This is a genomic window from Allobosea sp. (assembly GCF_035944895.1).
Lineage (GTDB): Bacteria > Pseudomonadota > Alphaproteobacteria > Rhizobiales > Beijerinckiaceae > Allobosea.
This window is the reverse complement of sequence record NZ_DASZAT010000004.1, coordinates 41,222-58,172: the sequence shown is the minus strand read 5'-3', so window position 1 is coordinate 58,172 and position 16,951 is coordinate 41,222. Positions and strand designations below refer to the sequence as shown.

General features: G+C 66.2%; 17 protein-coding genes. 8 read left to right on the top strand and 9 right to left on the bottom strand.

The annotated features are described in order from the left end of the window. Positions 1-82 precede the first annotated feature (82 nt). Both cimA and cysS read right to left on the bottom strand, forming a co-directional pair. The gene (cimA, locus tag VGV58_RS01795; protein WP_326872250.1) at positions 83-1,738 is read right to left on the bottom strand and encodes a citramalate synthase; all 1,656 of its coding nucleotides are present in this window, start codon (positions 1,736-1,738) and stop codon (positions 83-85) included. Positions 1,739-1,933: 195 nt separating this feature from the next. Next, complete coding sequence (gene cysS / locus VGV58_RS01790) at positions 1,934-3,403, bottom strand: cysteine--tRNA ligase (protein ID WP_326872249.1); 1,470 nt, start codon at positions 3,401-3,403, stop codon at positions 1,934-1,936. 344 nt (positions 3,404-3,747) lie between these two features. Between cysS and VGV58_RS01785 the strand changes: the two genes are divergently transcribed. Both VGV58_RS01785 and VGV58_RS01780 read left to right on the top strand, forming a co-directional pair. After that, positions 3,748-4,119 (top strand): hypothetical protein, encoded by a 372-nt coding sequence (locus VGV58_RS01785; RefSeq protein ID WP_326872248.1) that lies wholly within the window; start codon positions 3,748-3,750, stop codon positions 4,117-4,119. A 91-nt stretch (positions 4,120-4,210) separates the two neighbouring features. Next, a complete protein-coding gene (locus tag VGV58_RS01780) occupies positions 4,211-4,558 on the top strand; it encodes a hypothetical protein (protein ID WP_326872247.1) in 348 nt (115 codons plus the stop codon). Positions 4,559-4,580: 22 nt separating this feature from the next. Here the strand turns inward: VGV58_RS01780 and VGV58_RS01775 are convergent, their stop codons facing one another. Then, on the bottom strand, positions 4,581-5,096 hold the full coding sequence (locus VGV58_RS01775) for a CreA family protein (protein ID WP_326872246.1): 516 nt from the start codon (positions 5,094-5,096) through the stop codon (positions 4,581-4,583). A gap of 47 nt (positions 5,097-5,143) precedes the next feature. Between VGV58_RS01775 and VGV58_RS01770 the strand changes: the two genes are divergently transcribed. Continuing rightward, a complete protein-coding gene (locus tag VGV58_RS01770) occupies positions 5,144-5,782 on the top strand; it encodes a GNAT family N-acetyltransferase (RefSeq protein ID WP_326872245.1) in 639 nt (212 codons plus the stop codon). On the opposite strand, the gene VGV58_RS01765 is transcribed toward VGV58_RS01770, so the two are convergent. From VGV58_RS01765 to VGV58_RS01745, 5 genes are all read right to left on the bottom strand, one after another. Then, a complete protein-coding gene (locus VGV58_RS01765; RefSeq protein WP_326872244.1) occupies positions 5,752-6,285 on the bottom strand; it encodes a hypothetical protein in 534 nt (177 codons plus the stop codon). The two genes, VGV58_RS01770 and VGV58_RS01765, sit on opposite strands and share 31 nt — an antisense overlap. A 34-nt stretch (positions 6,286-6,319) precedes the next feature. Continuing rightward, complete coding sequence (locus tag VGV58_RS01760; RefSeq protein ID WP_326872243.1) at positions 6,320-6,541, bottom strand: DUF2783 domain-containing protein; 222 nt, start codon at positions 6,539-6,541, stop codon at positions 6,320-6,322. Continuing rightward, positions 6,538-8,106 (bottom strand): FAD-dependent oxidoreductase, encoded by a 1,569-nt coding sequence (locus tag VGV58_RS01755; protein WP_326872242.1) that lies wholly within the window; start codon positions 8,104-8,106, stop codon positions 6,538-6,540. Before VGV58_RS01755 ends, VGV58_RS01760 begins: the two co-directional genes overlap by 4 nt. Positions 8,107-8,118: 12 nt before the next feature. Then, positions 8,119-9,075, bottom strand: coding sequence for an MBL fold metallo-hydrolase (locus VGV58_RS01750; RefSeq protein ID WP_326872241.1), 957 nt, complete (start codon positions 9,073-9,075; stop codon positions 8,119-8,121). Positions 9,076-9,221: 146 nt separating this feature from the next. Then, a complete protein-coding gene (locus tag VGV58_RS01745; RefSeq protein WP_326872240.1) occupies positions 9,222-10,235 on the bottom strand; it encodes a fumarylacetoacetate hydrolase family protein in 1,014 nt (337 codons plus the stop codon). Between the two features lie 62 nt (positions 10,236-10,297). Here VGV58_RS01745 and VGV58_RS01740 point away from each other — a divergent pair, with 62 nt between their 5' ends. The 3 genes from VGV58_RS01740 to VGV58_RS01730 all read left to right on the top strand — a co-directional run bounded on the left by VGV58_RS01740 (position 10,298) and on the right by VGV58_RS01730 (position 13,529). Beyond that, on the top strand, positions 10,298-11,383 hold the full coding sequence (locus VGV58_RS01740; protein WP_326872239.1) for a TRAP transporter substrate-binding protein: 1,086 nt from the start codon (positions 10,298-10,300) through the stop codon (positions 11,381-11,383). A gap of 249 nt (positions 11,384-11,632) precedes the next feature. After that, positions 11,633-12,121, top strand: a complete 489-nt coding sequence (locus VGV58_RS01735) for a MarR family winged helix-turn-helix transcriptional regulator (protein ID WP_326872238.1) — start codon at positions 11,633-11,635, stop codon at positions 12,119-12,121. A 274-nt stretch (positions 12,122-12,395) separates the two neighbouring features. Further along, a complete protein-coding gene (locus VGV58_RS01730) occupies positions 12,396-13,529 on the top strand; it encodes a DUF2865 domain-containing protein (RefSeq protein WP_326872237.1) in 1,134 nt (377 codons plus the stop codon). Between the two features lie 10 nt (positions 13,530-13,539). Here the strand turns inward: VGV58_RS01730 and VGV58_RS01725 are convergent, their stop codons facing one another. Continuing rightward, entirely contained in the window at positions 13,540-14,169 is a 630-nt protein-coding gene (locus tag VGV58_RS01725) for an HAD hydrolase-like protein (RefSeq protein WP_326872236.1), read from the bottom strand. Positions 14,170-14,454: 285 nt separating this feature from the next. On the opposite strand from VGV58_RS01725, the gene VGV58_RS01720 reads away from it, so the two are divergent. Further along, positions 14,455-15,783 (top strand): MFS transporter, encoded by a 1,329-nt coding sequence (locus VGV58_RS01720; RefSeq protein WP_326872235.1) that lies wholly within the window; start codon positions 14,455-14,457, stop codon positions 15,781-15,783. A gap of 136 nt (positions 15,784-15,919) precedes the next feature. Continuing rightward, complete coding sequence (locus tag VGV58_RS01715; RefSeq protein ID WP_414643846.1) at positions 15,920-16,780, top strand: DUF3313 domain-containing protein; 861 nt, start codon at positions 15,920-15,922, stop codon at positions 16,778-16,780. Positions 16,781-16,951: the final 171 nt, after the last annotated feature.

The window sequence follows — 16,951 nt, the reverse complement described above, 5'->3', positions numbered from 1 at the left end:
GCGCATGTCGGATGTTTCCGATATGCGCCGCCTAGAGTGCCCATCTCGGGCAAGCCCGAGATGGGTGGAAGAAGGAGGCTGACTACGCCGTCGCGCCTTCGCGCATCAGCTTGTAGGTGATCGAGTCGACCAGCGCCTGGAACGAGGCGTCGATGATATTCGCGCTGACGCCGACCGTGGTCCAGCGCTCGCCGGTCTCGTCGGCGGATTCGATCAGGACGCGGGTGACGGCGTCGGTGCCACCCTGGAAGACGCGGACCTTGTAGTCGACCAGCCTCAGGCCCCCGATCAGCGACTGGTAGCGGCCAAGATCCTTGCGCAAGGCAAGGTCGAGCGCGTTGACCGGGCCGAGCGCGCTTTCGGCGACCGAGATCAGCGATTCCTTGCCGACCTTCACCTTGACGATCGCCTCCGAGAAGGTGACGAGCTCGCCCAGTGCGTTGTAGCGGCGCTCGACATTGGCGGTGAAGCGCTCGATCTCGAAATAGGCCGGCAGTTCGCCGAGGATGCGCTTGGCGAGCAGATAGAACGAGGCGTCGGCGCCCTCGAAGGCGTAACCCTGCGCCTCCTTCTCCTTCAGCTCCTCCAGCACGCGCGACAGGCGCGGATCGTCGCGGCCGATGGTGACGCCGATGCGCTCCAGCTCGGCGACGAGGTTCGACTTGCCGCCCTGGTCGGAGACCAGCACTTTCCGGACATTGCCGACCAGATCGGGCGCGACATGCTCGTAGGTGCGCGGGTCCTTCAGCACGGCCGAGGCATGGATGCCGGCCTTGGTGGCGAAGGCCGAGGCGCCGACAAACGGTGCGTGCCGATTCGGCGCGCGGTTCAGCATCTCGTCGAGGGCACGCGAGACATGGGTGAGCTCGCCGAGCTCGGCCTCGCCGACGCCGAGGCTGAAGCGGCGATTGTAACGATCCTTGAGCTTCAGAGCGCCGATCAGCGTGACGAGATTGGCGTTGCCGCAGCGCTCGCCGAGCCCGTTGAGCGTACCCTGGATCTGGCGGACGCCTGCTTCGACCGCGGCCAGCGAATTGGCGACGGCGCAACCGCAATCGTCATGGGCGTGAATGCCGAGATTGTCGCCGGGAACGACCTTGGCGACTTCGGCGACAATCCTCCCGACCTCGTCCGGCAGCGTGCCGCCATTCGTGTCGCAGAGCACGACCCAGCGAGCGCCGGCCTCGTAAGCCGCACGAGCGCAGGCGAGTGCATAGTCGGGATTGGCCTTGTAGCCGTCGAAGAAGTGCTCGCAATCGAGCATCACCTCGCGGCCGGCGGCCTTGGCGGTGGCGACGCTGTCACGGATGCCGTCGAGATTGTCCTCGAGCGAGATCTCGAGCGCGACATGGACGTGATAGTCCCAGCTCTTGGCGACGAAGACGATGGCGTCGGCCTTGGCGTCGAGCAGCGCGGCGATGCCGGGATCGTTGGACGCCGAGCGCCCTGCCCGCTTGGTCATGCCGAAGGCGGCGAACTTCGCGCGCTGTGTCGGCTTCTCACCGAAGAAGGCGGTGTCGAGCGGGTTGGCGCCGGGATAGCCGCCCTCGACATAGTCGATGCCGAGCTTGTCGAGCAGGCCGGCGACCGCGCGCTTGTCGTCGAGCGAGAAGTCGACGCCCGTGGTCTGGGCGCCGTCGCGCAACGTCGTGTCGAAGAGGTGGATGCGCGCGAGCGCCGCTTCGTCGGCCTTGCGCGGCGCGGCCTCGGCCAGCGTTGCGGGAGCCGAGGTGCTCATAGCCTGGACCTCAGCCGATAGCGCAGCACCTTCGGCATCACCATGGCGAGCATGACGAGCTTCATCGCGATCGAGAGCGAACCGCGCTTGCGGATCTTGGGGGCTTCGGTGGTCATTGTTCTTGGTGTTCTTTCAATGGGGTAGCGCAACGCCGCAATGCGGCGACAGGTTCAAGGCTTTCTCTGGGAGGTGAAGCTACCGCTTCACCTCCCAGCTGGTAATCAACTCGCCGGAGGCCGGGTTCTTGCCGTCCATGAGCACGATGCCCATCGCGACGAGCTCGTCGCGGAGGCGATCGGATTCGGCGAAGTTCTTCGCCTTGCGGGCAGCCAGACGAGCGGCGATCAAGGCTTCGACCTTCGCACGCAAGGCATCGTCGATCTCGGCAGCTGCGACCTCCGGCAGGGCGATGCCGAGCAAGGCAAGGCTCGCCTTCAGGCCGGCATTGTCGCCGGCCTTGCGCAGGGCGTGCAGCTCGGCCAGCACCTGCGAGGTGTTGAGATCGTCCGCAAGCGCTTCGATCACGCCGGCCGGAACCTGCCCGGCTTCCGCCTCTCCGGCAGCGGCCGCCCAATCGGCCAGCGTCTTCTCCGCCTCCTCCAGCGCCTTCACCGTCCAGTCGATCGGCTGGCGGTAATGGGTCTTGAGCATGGCAAGACGCAGCACCTCACCGGGCCATGTGCGCCCGCCGAAGGTGTTGGTCGCCAGCAGCTCGTTGATGGTGACGAAGTTGCCGAGCGACTTCGACATCTTCTCGCCTTCGACCTGCAGGAAGCCGTTATGCATCCAGATATTGGCCATGCGCGGCGCGCCCTCGGCTCCGCCGAAGGCGCAGCAACTCTGGGCCAGCTCGTTCTCATGATGCGGGAAGACGAGGTCGATGCCGCCGCCATGAATGTCGAAGACATTCCGGGCGGGATCGTCGCATTGCAGGCCACCGCCGAACGGCTCTAACAGCGCCTTCATCGACATGGCCGAGCACTCGATATGCCAGCCGGGGCGGCCGGGCGTGGCGATACCGGCCGGCGACGGCCAGCCCGGATCGATGCCGGCGCGGCTCGGCTTCCACAGCACGAAATCCATCGGATCGCGCTTGTAGGGCGCGACGTCGACGCGGGCGCCCGAGATCATCTCGTCAAGCGAGCGCCGAGCGAGCGAGCCGTAGCGCGGCGCATCCTTCAGGCCAGCCACAGCCGGCACATGGAAGAGCACATGCTCCTCAGCGACATAGGCGATGCCGCGGGCGATCAGGCGCTCGATGATCGCCTTCATCTCCTCGATATGGCCGGTCGCGCGCGGCTCGTCGTCGGGGCGCAGGTTGCCGAGCGCATCGACATCGGCGTGGAACTGCGCCGTGGTCGTCTGCGTGACCTTCGCGATCGCCTCGTTCAGGGGCAGATCGGGATAGTCGCGCGCCGCGCGGGCGTTGATCTTGTCGTCGACGTCGGTGAGGTTGCGCGCATAGCGGACATGGCCCTCGCCATAGACATGCCGCAGCAGCCGGTAGAGCACGTCGAAGACGATGACCGGCCGGGCATTGCCGATATGGGCGTAGTCATAGACCGTCGGGCCGCAGACATACATGCGCACGTTCTGGGGATCGACGGGGGCGAAGACCTCCTTCGTCCGCGTCAGCGTGTTGTAGAGCCTGAGAGTCGGCTGCATCGAAGCGGTGTCCTGACGAGAAAGCGACAAAAACGGCGTATCCTGGCCGCTGGCCGGGGCGCTGTCTGTCTTTTCGTTGGGACGAGGACGTGAGCAGCCGGCCAGCGAAAGCTAGCGGCAAATAATGCAGATAATGGCGAGGGCTCGCGTCATCATGCCGTGATGGATGCCCGTCATGTGCGCTTACGTCAAGTGGCAGCTTGGCAACGGTCCGCCGGCGTCTCGCCTCCGTCCCGCGATTTGCGCTCTCTTCGCCGCAATGCCGCCACAAGCGGAAGACGGTTTGCGCGCAACGAAGATTGCCGCGGGTTCACGCGGTCTTAACCAATTGGAACCAGTTTGAGATGTCGCAGGTTCAAAACCGGTCGAAGCTCAGGGACATCATCATGCGCCGCGCCGTCGCTCTGGTCGGGCTGTTCGGAATCATCGGCGCCGGCATGTCGCTGGCCTTGCTGCCCGCAACGGGAACAGTCGCCGCCCCCAAGGCCGAGCGCACCTATCTGATCCCGGCCGGAGACGGCTACGGTGTCGCCGACTGCATTTCCAGCAAGTCGGAATGCGGCCAGATCGTCGCCGACGCCTGGTGCGAATCGCAGGGTCATCGGACCGCCACTGCCTATGGCGTCGCCGCCCGCGAGGACATCACCGGCTCGACCCCGCGCCCGGCGAACGTGGCGCAAACCGAATTGCCGCTGACGATCACCTGCGGGGGTTAATCCCGACGGGCGAGTTTTCGCCGGATCGACGCAGGCCCTACCTTACGGCAGCCGCAAATTCTGGCGCGGCTGAACAGGAGGGTCGCCGATCATGGTTCGTCCAGCTCTCGCTGCAATCCTCGCGCTGGCGACACTCCTGCCCGCCGAGGCCTTCGAGGGCCGCTACCGGATGCTCGGCGGCAGCATGACGATCCGCCCAGCCGGCGCCGGCATGCTCAAGGTCGATGCCGAGATCGGGAGCCGGAGCTGCGTCGGCGTCATCTCCGCCCGCGGCCGCGCGCAAGGCGACCGGCTCGTGGCCGAAGCCATGGAGTATGGCGAGATCTGCCGTCTCGAGATTCGCCGCAAGGGCCGCGTTCTCACGGTGACGGAGAGCGGCTCCTGCACGCCGTTCCACGGCGCGAACTGCAACTACACGGGCAGCTACACGCTCCGCTAGGAGCGGGCGCCCTGGGCGCCCCTCACCTCACCCATTCCGAGCATTTGGGTACGTCGCCGCTTGTGCCCCAGGGCATGATCGGCACGCTCGATGTCGAGTTCTGCGGCGAGCCGTCGATCAGCTTGTCGGTGTAGACCATGTAGATCAGGACGTTGCGCTTGGCGTCGCAGCCACGCACGATCTGCATCTTCTTCCAGATCAGCGAGCGGCGCTCGCGAAAGACGACATCGCCCTGCGAGGCCTTTTCCTTGAAGCGGATCGGGCCGATCTGCCGGCAGGCGAGCGAAACGTCGGAAACCTCCTCGGCGACGCCGAACATGCCGGAGACCCCGCCCTTCTCGGGTACGGTATAGTGGCAGGCGACGCCCTCGACCACGGGATCGTCGACGCCGTAGACAGCGAGCTTGTCGTCCGGGGTCAGCATCTTCCAGACCGTCGATTTCTTGAAGATCAGGTCCTCCTGCGCTGTGGCCGGTACAGCGACGCCAGCGAGCGCGAGCACCGCCGAGGCGGCGAGAAGACAACGACGAAAGCTCATACAGATTCTCCCAGAGCGTTCCCGAGGGACAGCCGGCACGATATGGGATGGCCCGCGCGCCCGCACCAGTGCAGGCACGAGCAATCCTCGAACGATACGACAGGGCGACGACCATGCTGCCGGTGCTGGAGACCGAGCGCCTTCTGCTGAAGCCGCGGACCGAAGCCGATCTCGACTTCGTCGCGGCACTCAATACCGATCAGGAGGTGATGCGCCATATCGCGGCGGTGGGCGACCCGGCGATGGGGCGCGAGGGCGTTGCGGCGCGCAGCTTCCTGCATGTCGCACGCGGGCTCGGCTACTGGACGGTGTTCGCCCGCACCGATGAAAGCGAGCCGCTCGGCTATGTCGGGCTGATCCCGTGGCGCGCCGAGCTAGAGGCTGGAACCGCCGAGCTCAGCTATCGCTTCGCCGTCAGGCACTGGAGACAGGGTTATGCCTCCGAAGCGTCGGGGCGATTGGTGCGGCACGGCTTCGATGCGCTGGGCTTGCCGGCGATCGCGATTGTGACGCATCCGGAGAATGCGGCATCGCTGCGCCTCGCCGAGAGACTGGGTTTCGAAAGCGACACCACCCGTGATTCAGTGACGATCGGCTACCCGCCGGTCCCGGCCGCCTGCTTCCGCCAGACGGTGACTGCGTGCCAGCCGCGCGTTCAGCCCACGATCGGCTTGAACGCCAGATAATAGGCCGCGATCGCGCCAATGAAGCCGAGCCCGGTCAGGACGAGCTTCAGCCGGGTGAAGCCGCTGGCGATGGCGACGGTGCCGTCGTCGAGGGTCGGGAAACGATCGAGGAGACGCGCGATGGCGAGGTTTTCGACGATGTCGCAAAGCCCGCCGAAGAGCCAGCCGCCGCCGCACAGGGCCGCCACCCACCAGGGATAGCCGCGCATCGACAGGCCGGTGACGATCAGCGCTCCGACGACCGTATAAACCAGCGCGAAGGCGAGATCGGCCGGCAGCAGCTTGTTGCGGTAGATCGCCCGGCGCTCGGGGCCATAGAGCGAGAACAGCTTCTCGACATCCGCCTTGGTGAAGCCGTCAAAATCACTCTCCAAGGCCCGGTCGACCTTGAGGCTACGTGCCCAGAGCCAGGAGAGCAGCAGCGTCAGCACCACCAGCGCCGGCCCCCAGAAGAAGAAACCGAGCGGGATCAAGGTGGAGTAGAAGGTCGGCAGATCTTCCATCAGGCTCACGGCTCCAGAATGTCGTGAGCCGAACCTAGCTCGCCTCGCGCGCCAACGCCACGGCTTCGCGCAGCACCTCTTCGTCGCCGATCTGGTTGGCGAGGATCAGGACGAGGCGGGTATTGAATGCGGCGCTCGCCCGCTCGCCGAGATCACGATGCGCCTGGGCGAGCAGGCGGAAGGCGGCGTCGGGATCGGCGAAGCGCGATTCGCGCGCGAGCTTGCCCGCAGGCGACGTGGTAGCCACTGCATTCATCCCCTGCCCTCCATCCGCGCGATCGCAGCATCAATCGCCGCCCGATTCGGCTTCCGGAACCGGGCGGCGACATGTCCGTCCGGCCGCAGCAGCACGGCTGCGCCGCCTTCCAAGGCATAGCGCTGGCGCAATGTCCCATCGCCCGCCGCCGGCTCGATGGCCAGCACGCCAGCAGGGGCAATATCGGCTGCGCCATCGCCGAGCAGGATCGCCTGCCCCATCGAGAAGGCCTCGCTCAGCCAGGCGTGAGAAGCACCGGCCAGCGGCGCGTCGAGAAAGGGCGTGCCGGGCGGCAGGCCGCCCTCCCAGCCTTCATCCTCGCCCGACAACGTCGAGCCGGCATAGGCCGAGGGCAGCGACAGCCGACCGGAATTGACGAAGCGCTTGGCGAAGCCGGTCAGCGGCGCCAGCGACAGTGCCGCCTCGCGCAAGAGGCGCTCGCCCGGCGAGCGCGGCGCGATGAAATCGGTCGCCCGCGTCGAGTTCAGGATATTCTCGTCTGCGGCTGCGACACGCTCGCTGTCATAGCTGTCGAGCAGCGAAGCCGGGCTCTTGCCCTGCACGACCAGCGCCAGCTTCCAGCCGAGATTGTCGGCGTCCTGGATGCCGGAATTGGCGCCGCGGGCACCGAAGGGCGAGACCTGATGGGCAGCATCGCCGGCGAAGATCACCCGGCCATGCAGAAACCTGTCGAGCCGGCGGCACTGGAAACGGTAGACCGAGACCCATTCCAGCGCGAAGTCGCCATGGCCGAGCATGCGCTCGATCCGGGGGCGCACGATCTCCGGCTGCTTCTCATGGTCCGGATCGGCATCGGGACCGAGCTGGAGATCGATGCGCCAGATATCGTCGGGCTGCTTGTGCAGCAGCGCCGACTGGCCGGAATGGAAGGGCGGATCGAACCAGAACCAGCGCTCGGTCGGGAACGGCGCGGTCATCTTCACATCGGCGATGAGGAAGCGGTCCTCGAAGGCCTCGCCGCGGAACTCCAGGCCGAGCAGGCCACGCGTCGGCGAGCGGGCGCCATCGCAGGCGATCAGCCAGTCGGTTTCGAGAGCATAGTCCCCGTCCGGTGTGGCGATGGTGAGCGTCGCACCGTCCGCGCGGTTGTCGAGCCCGGCCAGGCGACTGCTCCAGCGCAGATCGACCAGCGGCTCTGCCAGGACAGCCTCGACCAGCGCCGCCTCGACATAGAATTGCTGGAGATTGATGAAGGCCGGCTGCTTGTGACCCCCCTCGGGCAGAAGGTCGAACGCGTAGAGCTCGGCCTCACCGCGGAAGACCCGGCCCTTCTGCCAGGTGACGCCCTTCTCGACCATCGCCTGGGCGAGCCCGAGCCGGTCGAATATCTCGAGCGTGCGCTTGGCGAAGCAGATGGCGCGCGAGCCCTCGCCGATCCGGTCGGCATCGTCGATCAGCACGACCGGGACCTGCCGGCGCGCCAGATCGAGCGCCAGCGTCAGCCCGACCGGGCCGGCGCCGACGATGACGACGGGGTGCCGGGCGGGTTTGGGGGCATCCTGATCGGCGCTCCGGCGATAGGCGAACTGGCGGAAGGGCTGCATGCGACGATGCCTTCAGCCCCGCAGGTCCAGCCACATCTGGCGGTCGCGCTCGTCGGTCCAGATGCGCGGATGGTCGAGGCCGCCGGCCTCGTCATAGGCGCGGGTGACGTTGAAGGGCAGGCAGTGCTCGAAGATCACCCAGTCGCCATAGGAGGGCTTCAATGTGTCGTGGACGCGCTCGAAGGTCTCGCGTAGCGAGCGGCCGGCGGCGACATGGCCCTTCACCGCCTCGAACAGGTCGGAGAGGAAGGCGCGCGTGCCCTTGATGCCATCGGCGACCATGCCGCGATTGGTCAGCGCGGCGCCGCGGCCCGGCACCATCGCAGCCGGCGCGAAGGCGGCGAGTGCATCGAGCGTCGTCGGCCAGTCGGTGAAATGGGCATCACCGCAATAGGGCGTCGCGCCATATTCGACGAGGTCGCCGGCGAAGATCACATTGGTGTCGGGCATCCAGGCGACGATGTCGCCAGCGGTATGCCCGCGGCCAAGTTTCATCAGCCGGACCTCGCGCTTGCCAAGCCAGATCGAGGCGTTGTGCGAGAAGGTCGTGGTCGGCCAGGTCAGTCCGGGGCGGATCGAGTCAGCACCTTGAAAGAGCCGCGGAAAGCGGCCGATCTCGCTCGCCTTGTCCTCCTCGCCGCGCTCGACGATCATCGCCCGCGCCGCATCCGACGAGACGATCTCCTTCGCGCCATAGGCGGGCGCGCCGAGCACGCGCACCGCGTGGTAATGCGAAAGCACGACATGGCTGACCGGCTTGTCGGTGACCTCGCGAACCCTCGCGATGACACGCTCGGCCATGGTCGGCGTCGCCTGCGCATCGAAGACGAGCACGCTGTCGTCGCCGACGACGATGCCGCTATTGGGGTCGCCCTCGGCGGTATAGGCGTAGACGCCCTTGCCGATCTCGTCGAAGGAGACGGTCTTCTCGCCGAGATCGGCGGTGGAGGCGAAAGCGGGGGAGGACATGGAACTACCTCGTAAACGTGTCGATACTGACGTCATGCTCGGGCTTGACCCGAGCATCTCAGGCCGCGAAAGGCGCTGAAAAGCGCCTTCTCCTCAGAAGATTCTCGGGCCCGCGCTTCGCTTCGCCCGAGAATGACGATCGGGCTTCATCCCGCATGCGGCAGGATGTCCTGCTCGATCGCGCCGAAGATCGAATGGCCGGCAGCATCCTTCATCTCGATGCGGACACTGTCGCCGAAGCGCAGGAACGGCGTCTTCGGCGCGCCGTTCCGTATGGTCTCGACCATGCGCTGCTCGGCGATGCATGCATAGCCGAGCCCGCCTTCCGCGACCGGCTTGCCCGGCCCGCCATCGGCATCTCGGTTCGAGACCGTGCCGGAGCCGACGATGGTGCCGGCGACGAGCGGGCGGGTCTTGGCCGCATGGGCGATCAGCACACCGAAATCGAAGGTCATGTCGACACCGGCCTCGGGCTTGCCGAAAGGCTTGCCGTTGACCTGGGCGAGCAATGGCAGGCTGAGCTTGCCATCCTTCCAGGCCGAGCCAAGCTCGTCCGGCGTGACCGCCGCCGGCGAGAAGGCCGAGGACGGCTTTGATTGAAGGAAACCAAAGCCTTTGCCCAATTCGTTCGGAATCAGATTCCGCAAGCTCACGTCATTGACGAGCATGACGAGGCGGATGAGGCCCCTCGCCTCCTCCGGCGTGACGCCCATCGGCACGTCGCCGGTGACGACCGCGATCTCCGCTTCGAGATCGATGCCGTAGTCCTCGCTGGCGAGCTTCACCGCCTCGCGCGGGCCGAGGAAGGAATCGGAGCCGCCCTGGTACATCAGCGGGTCGGTCCAGAAGCTCTCGGGCATCTGCGCGCCCCTTGCCTTCCGGACCAGCTCGACATGGTTCACATAGGCCGAGCCGTCGACCCACTGATAGGCACGCGGCAGCGGCGAAGCGCAGTCATGCTCGTGGAAACGGAAGAACGGCACCGAGCCGTGCTCCAGGCTCTCGGCGAGATCGGCGAGGCGCGGCGCGCAGCGATCCCAGTCGTCGAGAGCCCCCTGCAGCGTCGCGACGACCGGGAAGGCGTCGGTCGCGCGGGTCAGATCGCCGGAGACGATGACGAGGCGGCCATCCCGGCCGTGCATGAGGGATGCTAGTTTCATCTCTTTTCAATCCTCGCCGAACAGTGATGATGGCAGCAAACCGATCCTCGGGAGGAAAGTCCATGCAACGCCGTATGTTTTTGAAGACGGGCGCGCTCGCCGCGGCCGCCGCGCCGATCGCGATGCCGGCGATCGCGCAATCGATGCCTGAGATAAAGTGGCGCCTGACCTCGAGCTTCCCCAAGCAGCTCGACACGATCTACGGCACCGCCCAGCAGTTCGCGAAGTTCATGGGCGAGGCGACCGACGGCAAGTTCCAGATCCAGACCTTCTCGGCCGGCGAGATCGTGCCCGGCCTGCAGGCGCTCGACGCCGTCACCTCCGGCACGGTCGAATGCGCGCATACGCCGACCTATTTCTATATCGGCAAGGAGCCGGCGCTCGGCCTCGGCACCGGCATTCCCTTCGGCCTCAACGCCCGCCAGCAGCACAGCTGGTGGTATTTCGGCGGCGGCGAGCAGATCATCAACGGCGCGCTGGCCAAGTTCAACGCCTACTCGATCCCCTGCGGCAATTCCGGCTGCCAGATGGGCGGCTTCTTCCGCAAGGAACTGAAGGGCGTCGAGGACCTCAAGGGCCTGAAGTTCCGCATCGGCGGCATGGGCGGCTCGGTGCTGGCCAAGCTCGGCGTCGTGCCGACGCAGATCGCGCCCGGAGACGTCTACCCGGCGCTGGAGCGCGGCACGATCGATGCCGCCGAGTTCGTCGGCCCCTATGACGACGAGAAGCTCGGCTTCGTGAAGGTCGCGCCCTATTACTACTATCCCGGCTGGTGGGAGGGCGGCGCCATGCTGCACCTCGTCATCAACCAGGAGCAGTGGAACAAGCTGCCCAAGCACTATCAGGCGATCGTGCAGAACGCCTGCGAAGCCGCCAACAACTGGATGCTGGCGAAGTACGACTTCGTGAATCCGGGCGGCCTGCGCAAGCTGATCGCCCAGGGCGCGCAGCTCAAGGCCTTCCCGCAGCCGATCATGGAAGCCTCGCTCAAGGCGGCCGAGGAGTACTATGCCGAGACCTCGGCCAAGAGCGAAGTCTTCAAGAAGGGCTATGAGTCGATGGTCGCGTTCCGCGGCGAGAACCTGCTCTGGTGGCAGGTCGCGGAACTCTCCTACGACGCCTTCATGAACCGGCTGCGTTCGCGCTGACCGACAGCCATCGCTCCGGAGCGCGCCGGCAGCGCGCTTCCGGGGCCGATGGTCCCGCCGGGAGACGCCCGCTTCACGCATGGGCAGGCGCAATCCCGATCCACCGGCAGAAACCTGGACGAACCGCGGCCTGCAAGCTCATCGTTGTTCCTCCCATGGCGGCCGCTTTGACAGGCGCTGCCGTTCGGTAATGATCGCGCCGCAGCCTCTGCGGCTTTCTTTCACTCCAGTTAGTTACATGTGCAACTAATGTCAACGAAGCAAAAGCCCGCCGAACGCGCCCTGCATCTCGAGCAGTTCCTGCCTTATCGGCTCAATGTCGTCGGCTTTTTCGCCAGTCGGGCGCTCGGCCGGGTCTACGGCACGCGCTTCGGCATCGGCATCCCGGAATGGCGGGTGATCGCGCAGCTCGGCGAGTTCGGGCAATTGACCTCGCGCGACATCGGCGAGCTCTCGCAAATGCACAAGACCAAGGTCTCGCGGGCGGTCTCCGAGCTCGACAAGCGCGGATTGGTGACGCGCAGCGAGAACCGGGCCGACCGGCGCGAGGCCTTCATCGCCCTCACGGCCGCCGGCCAGCGCATCTACGCCCAGATCGTGCCGCTGGCGCTGGCTTTCGAGGAACGCTGGATCGAGGGGATCTCAGCCGATGAGCTGCGCGTCTTCGAGCGCGTGCTGGCGGTGCTGACCGAGCGCGGACGCCATCTCGCCGGCGCCTATCAGACAGAGGAAGCCTGATCTCGAAACCGTGATCCGGCCGCCGATTTGCCGCAGCGGACGCGATATGCGATGCGCTTGGGCGAATAGACGGTGCGTCGAATCGCCGTTTCGGCCCGGTTGCAACGCGCCTCCTTAGTTCCGTCGCGTTTCTGGCATGTGCTTCTCCGGTGCGGGCAGTCACTGCCGGCACCGGACGAGTCACAGGGATAGCACTCTGCCTTCGATGATTTTCGCTTCGCTCCGACGCGCATTCGCTCCGGCGCTGGCTTTCGCCGCGCTGACGAGCGCAGCCGTGGCGCAGTCGCCGGCTTGCGACAACTGGCGCGCCGAGCTCTCCAGCCTGCAGGGTCAGCGCGGCGGCGATGCTCGCGCCGCCCAGGCGGCGCAGCGCGTTGCCGGCCAGCTGGCGCAGCTCTCCAACCAGTACCGGGCCATGGGCTGCGATCGCGGCGGCTTCCTGTTCTTCGGCGACGCCCCTCCACCGCAATGCGGCGGCATCCGCGCCCAGCTGGGCGCGCTCCAGTCGCAATATGCGCAGCTCCAGCAGCAGGCCCAGGGCGGCGGCATCGAGCAGCGCCGCGCCCAGCTTGCCGCGCTGATCAACAACAACTGCCGCGCCCAGCCGCGCGGCTTCTTCGAGACGATCTTCGGCATCGAGCCGCGCCGCGGCGAGATCGATTCCACCTTGCCCGAGCTCGACCCCGACGAGCCGCGCGAGCCGACCGAGGGGGGAGCACGTCAGGGCGGGCCTTATTCGGTCTGCGTGCGCAGCTGTGACGGCTACTTCTTCCCGCTCGCCAACAGCCCGGGCGGCCGCGAGAGCCAGGACGAGATGTGCCAGTCGCTCTGCCCGGGTACCGAGACGCTGGCCTATGGCATGAGCACCGGCGGCGACATCCAGAACGCGGTGGCGCGCAGCACCGGGCAGCCCTATTCGTCCCTGCCGAACGCGCTGAAATACACCCGCAGCTTCGACGCCTCCTGCACCTGCCGGGCCCAGGGGCAAAGCTGGGCCCAGACCCTGCAGAACGCCGAGCAGATGCTCGAGCAGCGCAAGGGCGACATAATCGTCACCGAGCAGCGCTCGCAGGAAATGTCACGGCCAAAGCCCGAGCAGCCGCAACGCGGCAAGAAGGGCGCTGCCGCCAATACGGCGGAAGCCAAGCCGAACACGCCGCCAACCCCGGCGCCGACCACGCTCCAGGCCGCCCCCGGCGACGAGCCGGCTTCGGACTCCAATGTCCCGACCGCCAGCACCGAATCCGCCGGCGTCGGCCCGCAGCGCATCGACGGCGAGAAGACCTTGCAACAGGGCGACGGGCTGAAGCGCGAGAGCAAGAGCGTCACCGGCGAGCGCCGCACCGTGCGGATCGTCGCGCCGAACCTCGCGCCCAATCTCGGCGCCGGGGCGACGGCGCGGCCGTGATCGCCCCAAATCAAGCCGTCAACTTCGCCAGCAACTGCCCATAGTCGTCGAAGATCAGGTCTGGCCCGCAGGCTCGCAAGGATGCCCCGGTGTTGTAACCGAAGGTCACTGCCCCGGAGGCGATGCCGGCTCGCCGTGCCGCATCGATGTCGCGAATTTCATCTCCGATCGCGATCACCTGCCGCCGGTGAACTCCGGCCTGCCGGATAACGGCCTTGAACTTGGCGCTCTTGCCCCAGAGCGACGCACCGCAGCCGAAATGGCTCACATGAGCCGAGGCCCGGCCGAGCGTACGGCGAATGACAGCTTCGCTATTCGAGCTGGCGATGGCGATCGTGACATTGCTCGCGGCCAGGCGCGCGAGCATCGACTCGGCCCCCGGGAAGAGCGCCACCGCATCCCCGGCTTCGGCACTCAGCTTGCGCATATGCATCGCGATTGCCGGCATCTTCCACTGGGGAACGCCGAGGCGGGCAATGATCTGGCGCGAATCGAGCCCGCGAAGCTCGTCAGCCTCGCCCTCTGTAACCTCGCGGAAGCCGAACTGCCGTGCGGTCTGGTTGAGCACCGAACAGAACCACGGAAAGCTGTCGGCCAGCGTTCCGTCATAGTCGAAGATCGCAAGAGAATAGGCAGGCATCGCGGAGACCGATCTTATGGGCTCGGGTGATTGCCGGACGCTTCCGCGCGCGTCAATGCGGGCTCCGATCAGCGGCCATTGATCTGTCGTCGCCGCAGACCACCGCCCTCATTGCCGACATCTCTATGCCCGCGGCCATAAAGTTCCCGCCCACGCCATGCGCCAGAAGCAACTCAGACCAAATCTCTCCTCGCTGACTGGCGTAGAGCGCAAGGCGTAGACCAACGTATTGCTGCCGGCGCCCGCTGCTGCTCGCGCCGCCTTTCAGAACGCGGAGCGAGCCACATGTCCGATCCAGCAATCGCCACGCCTGCCCCATCGCAGGGCCTCGACGTCGCCGATACGGCGCGACGCTTGAAGGCGATCTTCATCGGCTCGGTGGGCAACCTCGTCGAGTGGTACGACTTCTACGCCTACACCGCCTTCGCACTCTATTTCGCGCCGAAATTCTTCCCCTCGCATGATCCCGTGGTGGTGCAACTCAACGCTGCGACGCTGTTCGCCGCCGGCTTCATCGTGCGCCCCATTGGCGGCTGGCTGTTCGGCCATATCGCCGACCGCTACGGACGACGGCTGTCATTGACAGTCTCGGTGCTGATGATGTGCTTCGGCTCGCTGATCATCGCGCTGACGCCGACCTATGAGACGATCGGCTTCGCCGCGCCGGTGCTGCTGGCGCTGGCGCGGATCATCGAGGGCCTCAGCCTCGGCGGCGAATACGGGGCGAGCGCGACCTACCTGACCGAGATCGCCCACCCCGACCATCGCGGCTTCTATTCGAGCTTCCAATACGTGACGCTGATCGGCGGGCAGCTCACCGCCATCCTGGTGCTGCTGCTCCTGCAGAACGTCTTCCTGACCCATGAGCAACTGGTCGACTGGGGCTGGCGCATACCCTTCGTGATCGGCGCGATGCTGGCGGTGACCGCCATGTTCATGCGCCGGCACATGCACGAGACGGAAGCCTTTGCCGAGGCCAGCAAGACCAAGAAGAAAGAGAGCTCGCTGCGCGGCCTGCTGAAATACCCGCGCGAAGTCGCGATCGTGGTCGGGCTGACCGCCGGCGGCACCGCCGCCTTCTACACCTTCACCACCTACATGCAGACCTTCGTGAAACAGACCGTCGGCCTCACCGACATCACCACCACCTATGTGATCGCAGGATCGCTGATCTTCGCCTCGATCCTGCAGCCGCTCTACGGCATGCTGTCCGACCGGATCGGCCGCAAGCCGCTGCTGATCTTCTTCGGCGTCGCAGGGACGCTGCTGACCGTGCCGATCCTGACGACGCTGGCGCAGACCAAGTCGCCCTGGGTCGCGTTCCTGCTGATCTCAGGCGCCTGGCTCTTCGTCGCCGGCTACACCTCGATCAATGCGGTGGTGAAGGCGGAACTGTTCCCGACCTCGATCCGCGCCACCGGCGTCGCCGTGCCCTATGCGCTGACCGTCTCGATCTTCGGCGGCACCGCCCCGGCGATCGCCCTGTTCTTCAAGCAGCAGGGCCACGAGCAGTGGTTCTACTACTACCTCTCAGGCGTGATCTTCATCTCGCTCCTGGTCTATTCGACCATGCGCGATACCAAGCATCAGACAGCGATGGATCGGCACGAGTGATCACCACGCTCAGCCTTCAGGATCGCACCGGTAGCCCATAGCAGCGCAATACTGCGGCAACGCCACGTCCCCAACTTCGCCGCCACCGATATCGGCGGCGAGGTCGAAGACCGTGATAAGCTATTTGCCGACTGTTCTGCTGCAGAGCCCGACATGGCGCTCGGCGCTTCTGGGTTACGGAGGCCCTTGCCTATCCTTATCGTTGGCACTGGCCGCTGCCGGCTGTGCGTCCGTCCCGCCCAAACCGGCCGGCACCCTCTCGACCTACGGAAATCTCGGCGAGGAGAAGGGCAAGCTGTCCAAATCCCGGACCTATGTCGACGGGCTGGCCCTCGTCGGCGCGAAGACGGCCCGGATCGTGCCGACGAGCTTTTCCGCGAGCGCCCGCCAAGCGGTGAAAACGCCGGCGGAGCGGACTCTGGTCACCAATGTGCTCGACCGGGAGCTCTGCATCGCGCTGAGCGACAAATACGAGATGGTGCCACCGACACAGCCGGCCGACCTGACCGTGCGGGCAGTGATCACCGACATCGTGCTGACCGACAAGACGATGGCGGGCGTCTCGACCGCGGTGACGCTGGGTAGCGGTTTCGTCTTGCCGGTGAGCATTCCGCGTCTTCCGGTCGGGCTGGGCGGATTGTCAGTCGAAGCGGAGGCGGTCGACCGCAAGGGGGTTCAGCGAGCGGCAATGGTCTGGGGGCGCGGCGCCAATTCGATCCAGAACTCGCCGTTGGTGTCCGAAGTCGCCGATGCCTATGGCCTGGCCACGAAATTCGGCAGCGAGTTCTCGCAGATCCTGGTGGAAGGCGAGGAGAAGGACGGGATCGACCTCTCCCTGCCCTCTCGCCAGAGCGTCAAGTCCTGGTTCGGCGGCGAGCACAAATACCCGGCCTGCGAGGCCTATGGCAGGGCGCCGGGCCTGAAGGGCGTGATCGGCGGCCATTTCGGTGCGCCGCCCGAATGGACCGACAAGCAGGAGGTGAAGACCGCTCCCTGATCTATGGGCATTTATCTCGCCACCTCCCCGCGCCCGGCAATCCCCCTATTCGTCGGCCGCGCGGTGACAGCCGCAGCCCTGCCCTGCTACGCTGTATCCATCTCAACATAGCGATCGCGGCATGGCGGGTCGGTGACCACCCGCATGCGGCGCGGTCGTTCGCAGCCTGCG

What these genes read in the sequence shown, in the direction of transcription:
- VGV58_RS01780 (WP_326872247.1), top strand. Translation starts at nt 4,211, where the DNA reads ATGGTTCGTCCAGCTCTCGCTGCAATCCTCGCGCTGGCGACACTCCTG.
- VGV58_RS01750 (WP_326872241.1), bottom strand. Translation starts at nt 9,075, where the DNA reads ATGTCCTCCCCCGCTTTCGCCTCCACCGCCGATCTCGGCGAGAAGACC.
- VGV58_RS01755 (WP_326872242.1), bottom strand. Translation starts at nt 8,106, where the DNA reads ATGCAGCCCTTCCGCCAGTTCGCCTATCGCCGGAGCGCCGATCAGGAT.
- VGV58_RS01760 (WP_326872243.1), bottom strand. Translation starts at nt 6,541, where the DNA reads ATGAATGCAGTGGCTACCACGTCGCCTGCGGGCAAGCTCGCGCGCGAA.
- VGV58_RS01745 (WP_326872240.1), bottom strand. Translation starts at nt 10,235, where the DNA reads ATGAAACTAGCATCCCTCATGCACGGCCGGGATGGCCGCCTCGTCATC.
- VGV58_RS01720 (WP_326872235.1), top strand. Translation starts at nt 14,455, where the DNA reads ATGTCCGATCCAGCAATCGCCACGCCTGCCCCATCGCAGGGCCTCGAC.
- VGV58_RS01785 (WP_326872248.1), top strand. Translation starts at nt 3,748, where the DNA reads ATGTCGCAGGTTCAAAACCGGTCGAAGCTCAGGGACATCATCATGCGC.
- VGV58_RS01765 (WP_326872244.1), bottom strand. Translation starts at nt 6,285, where the DNA reads ATGGAAGATCTGCCGACCTTCTACTCCACCTTGATCCCGCTCGGTTTC.
- cysS (WP_326872249.1), bottom strand. Translation starts at nt 3,403, where the DNA reads ATGCAGCCGACTCTCAGGCTCTACAACACGCTGACGCGGACGAAGGAG.
- VGV58_RS01770 (WP_326872245.1), top strand. Translation starts at nt 5,144, where the DNA reads ATGGCCCGCGCGCCCGCACCAGTGCAGGCACGAGCAATCCTCGAACGA.
- VGV58_RS01735 (WP_326872238.1), top strand. Translation starts at nt 11,633, where the DNA reads ATGTCAACGAAGCAAAAGCCCGCCGAACGCGCCCTGCATCTCGAGCAG.
- VGV58_RS01725 (WP_326872236.1), bottom strand. Translation starts at nt 14,169, where the DNA reads ATGCCTGCCTATTCTCTTGCGATCTTCGACTATGACGGAACGCTGGCC.
- VGV58_RS01740 (WP_326872239.1), top strand. Translation starts at nt 10,298, where the DNA reads ATGCAACGCCGTATGTTTTTGAAGACGGGCGCGCTCGCCGCGGCCGCC.
- VGV58_RS01775 (WP_326872246.1), bottom strand. Translation starts at nt 5,096, where the DNA reads ATGAGCTTTCGTCGTTGTCTTCTCGCCGCCTCGGCGGTGCTCGCGCTC.
- cimA (WP_326872250.1), bottom strand. Translation starts at nt 1,738, where the DNA reads ATGAGCACCTCGGCTCCCGCAACGCTGGCCGAGGCCGCGCCGCGCAAG.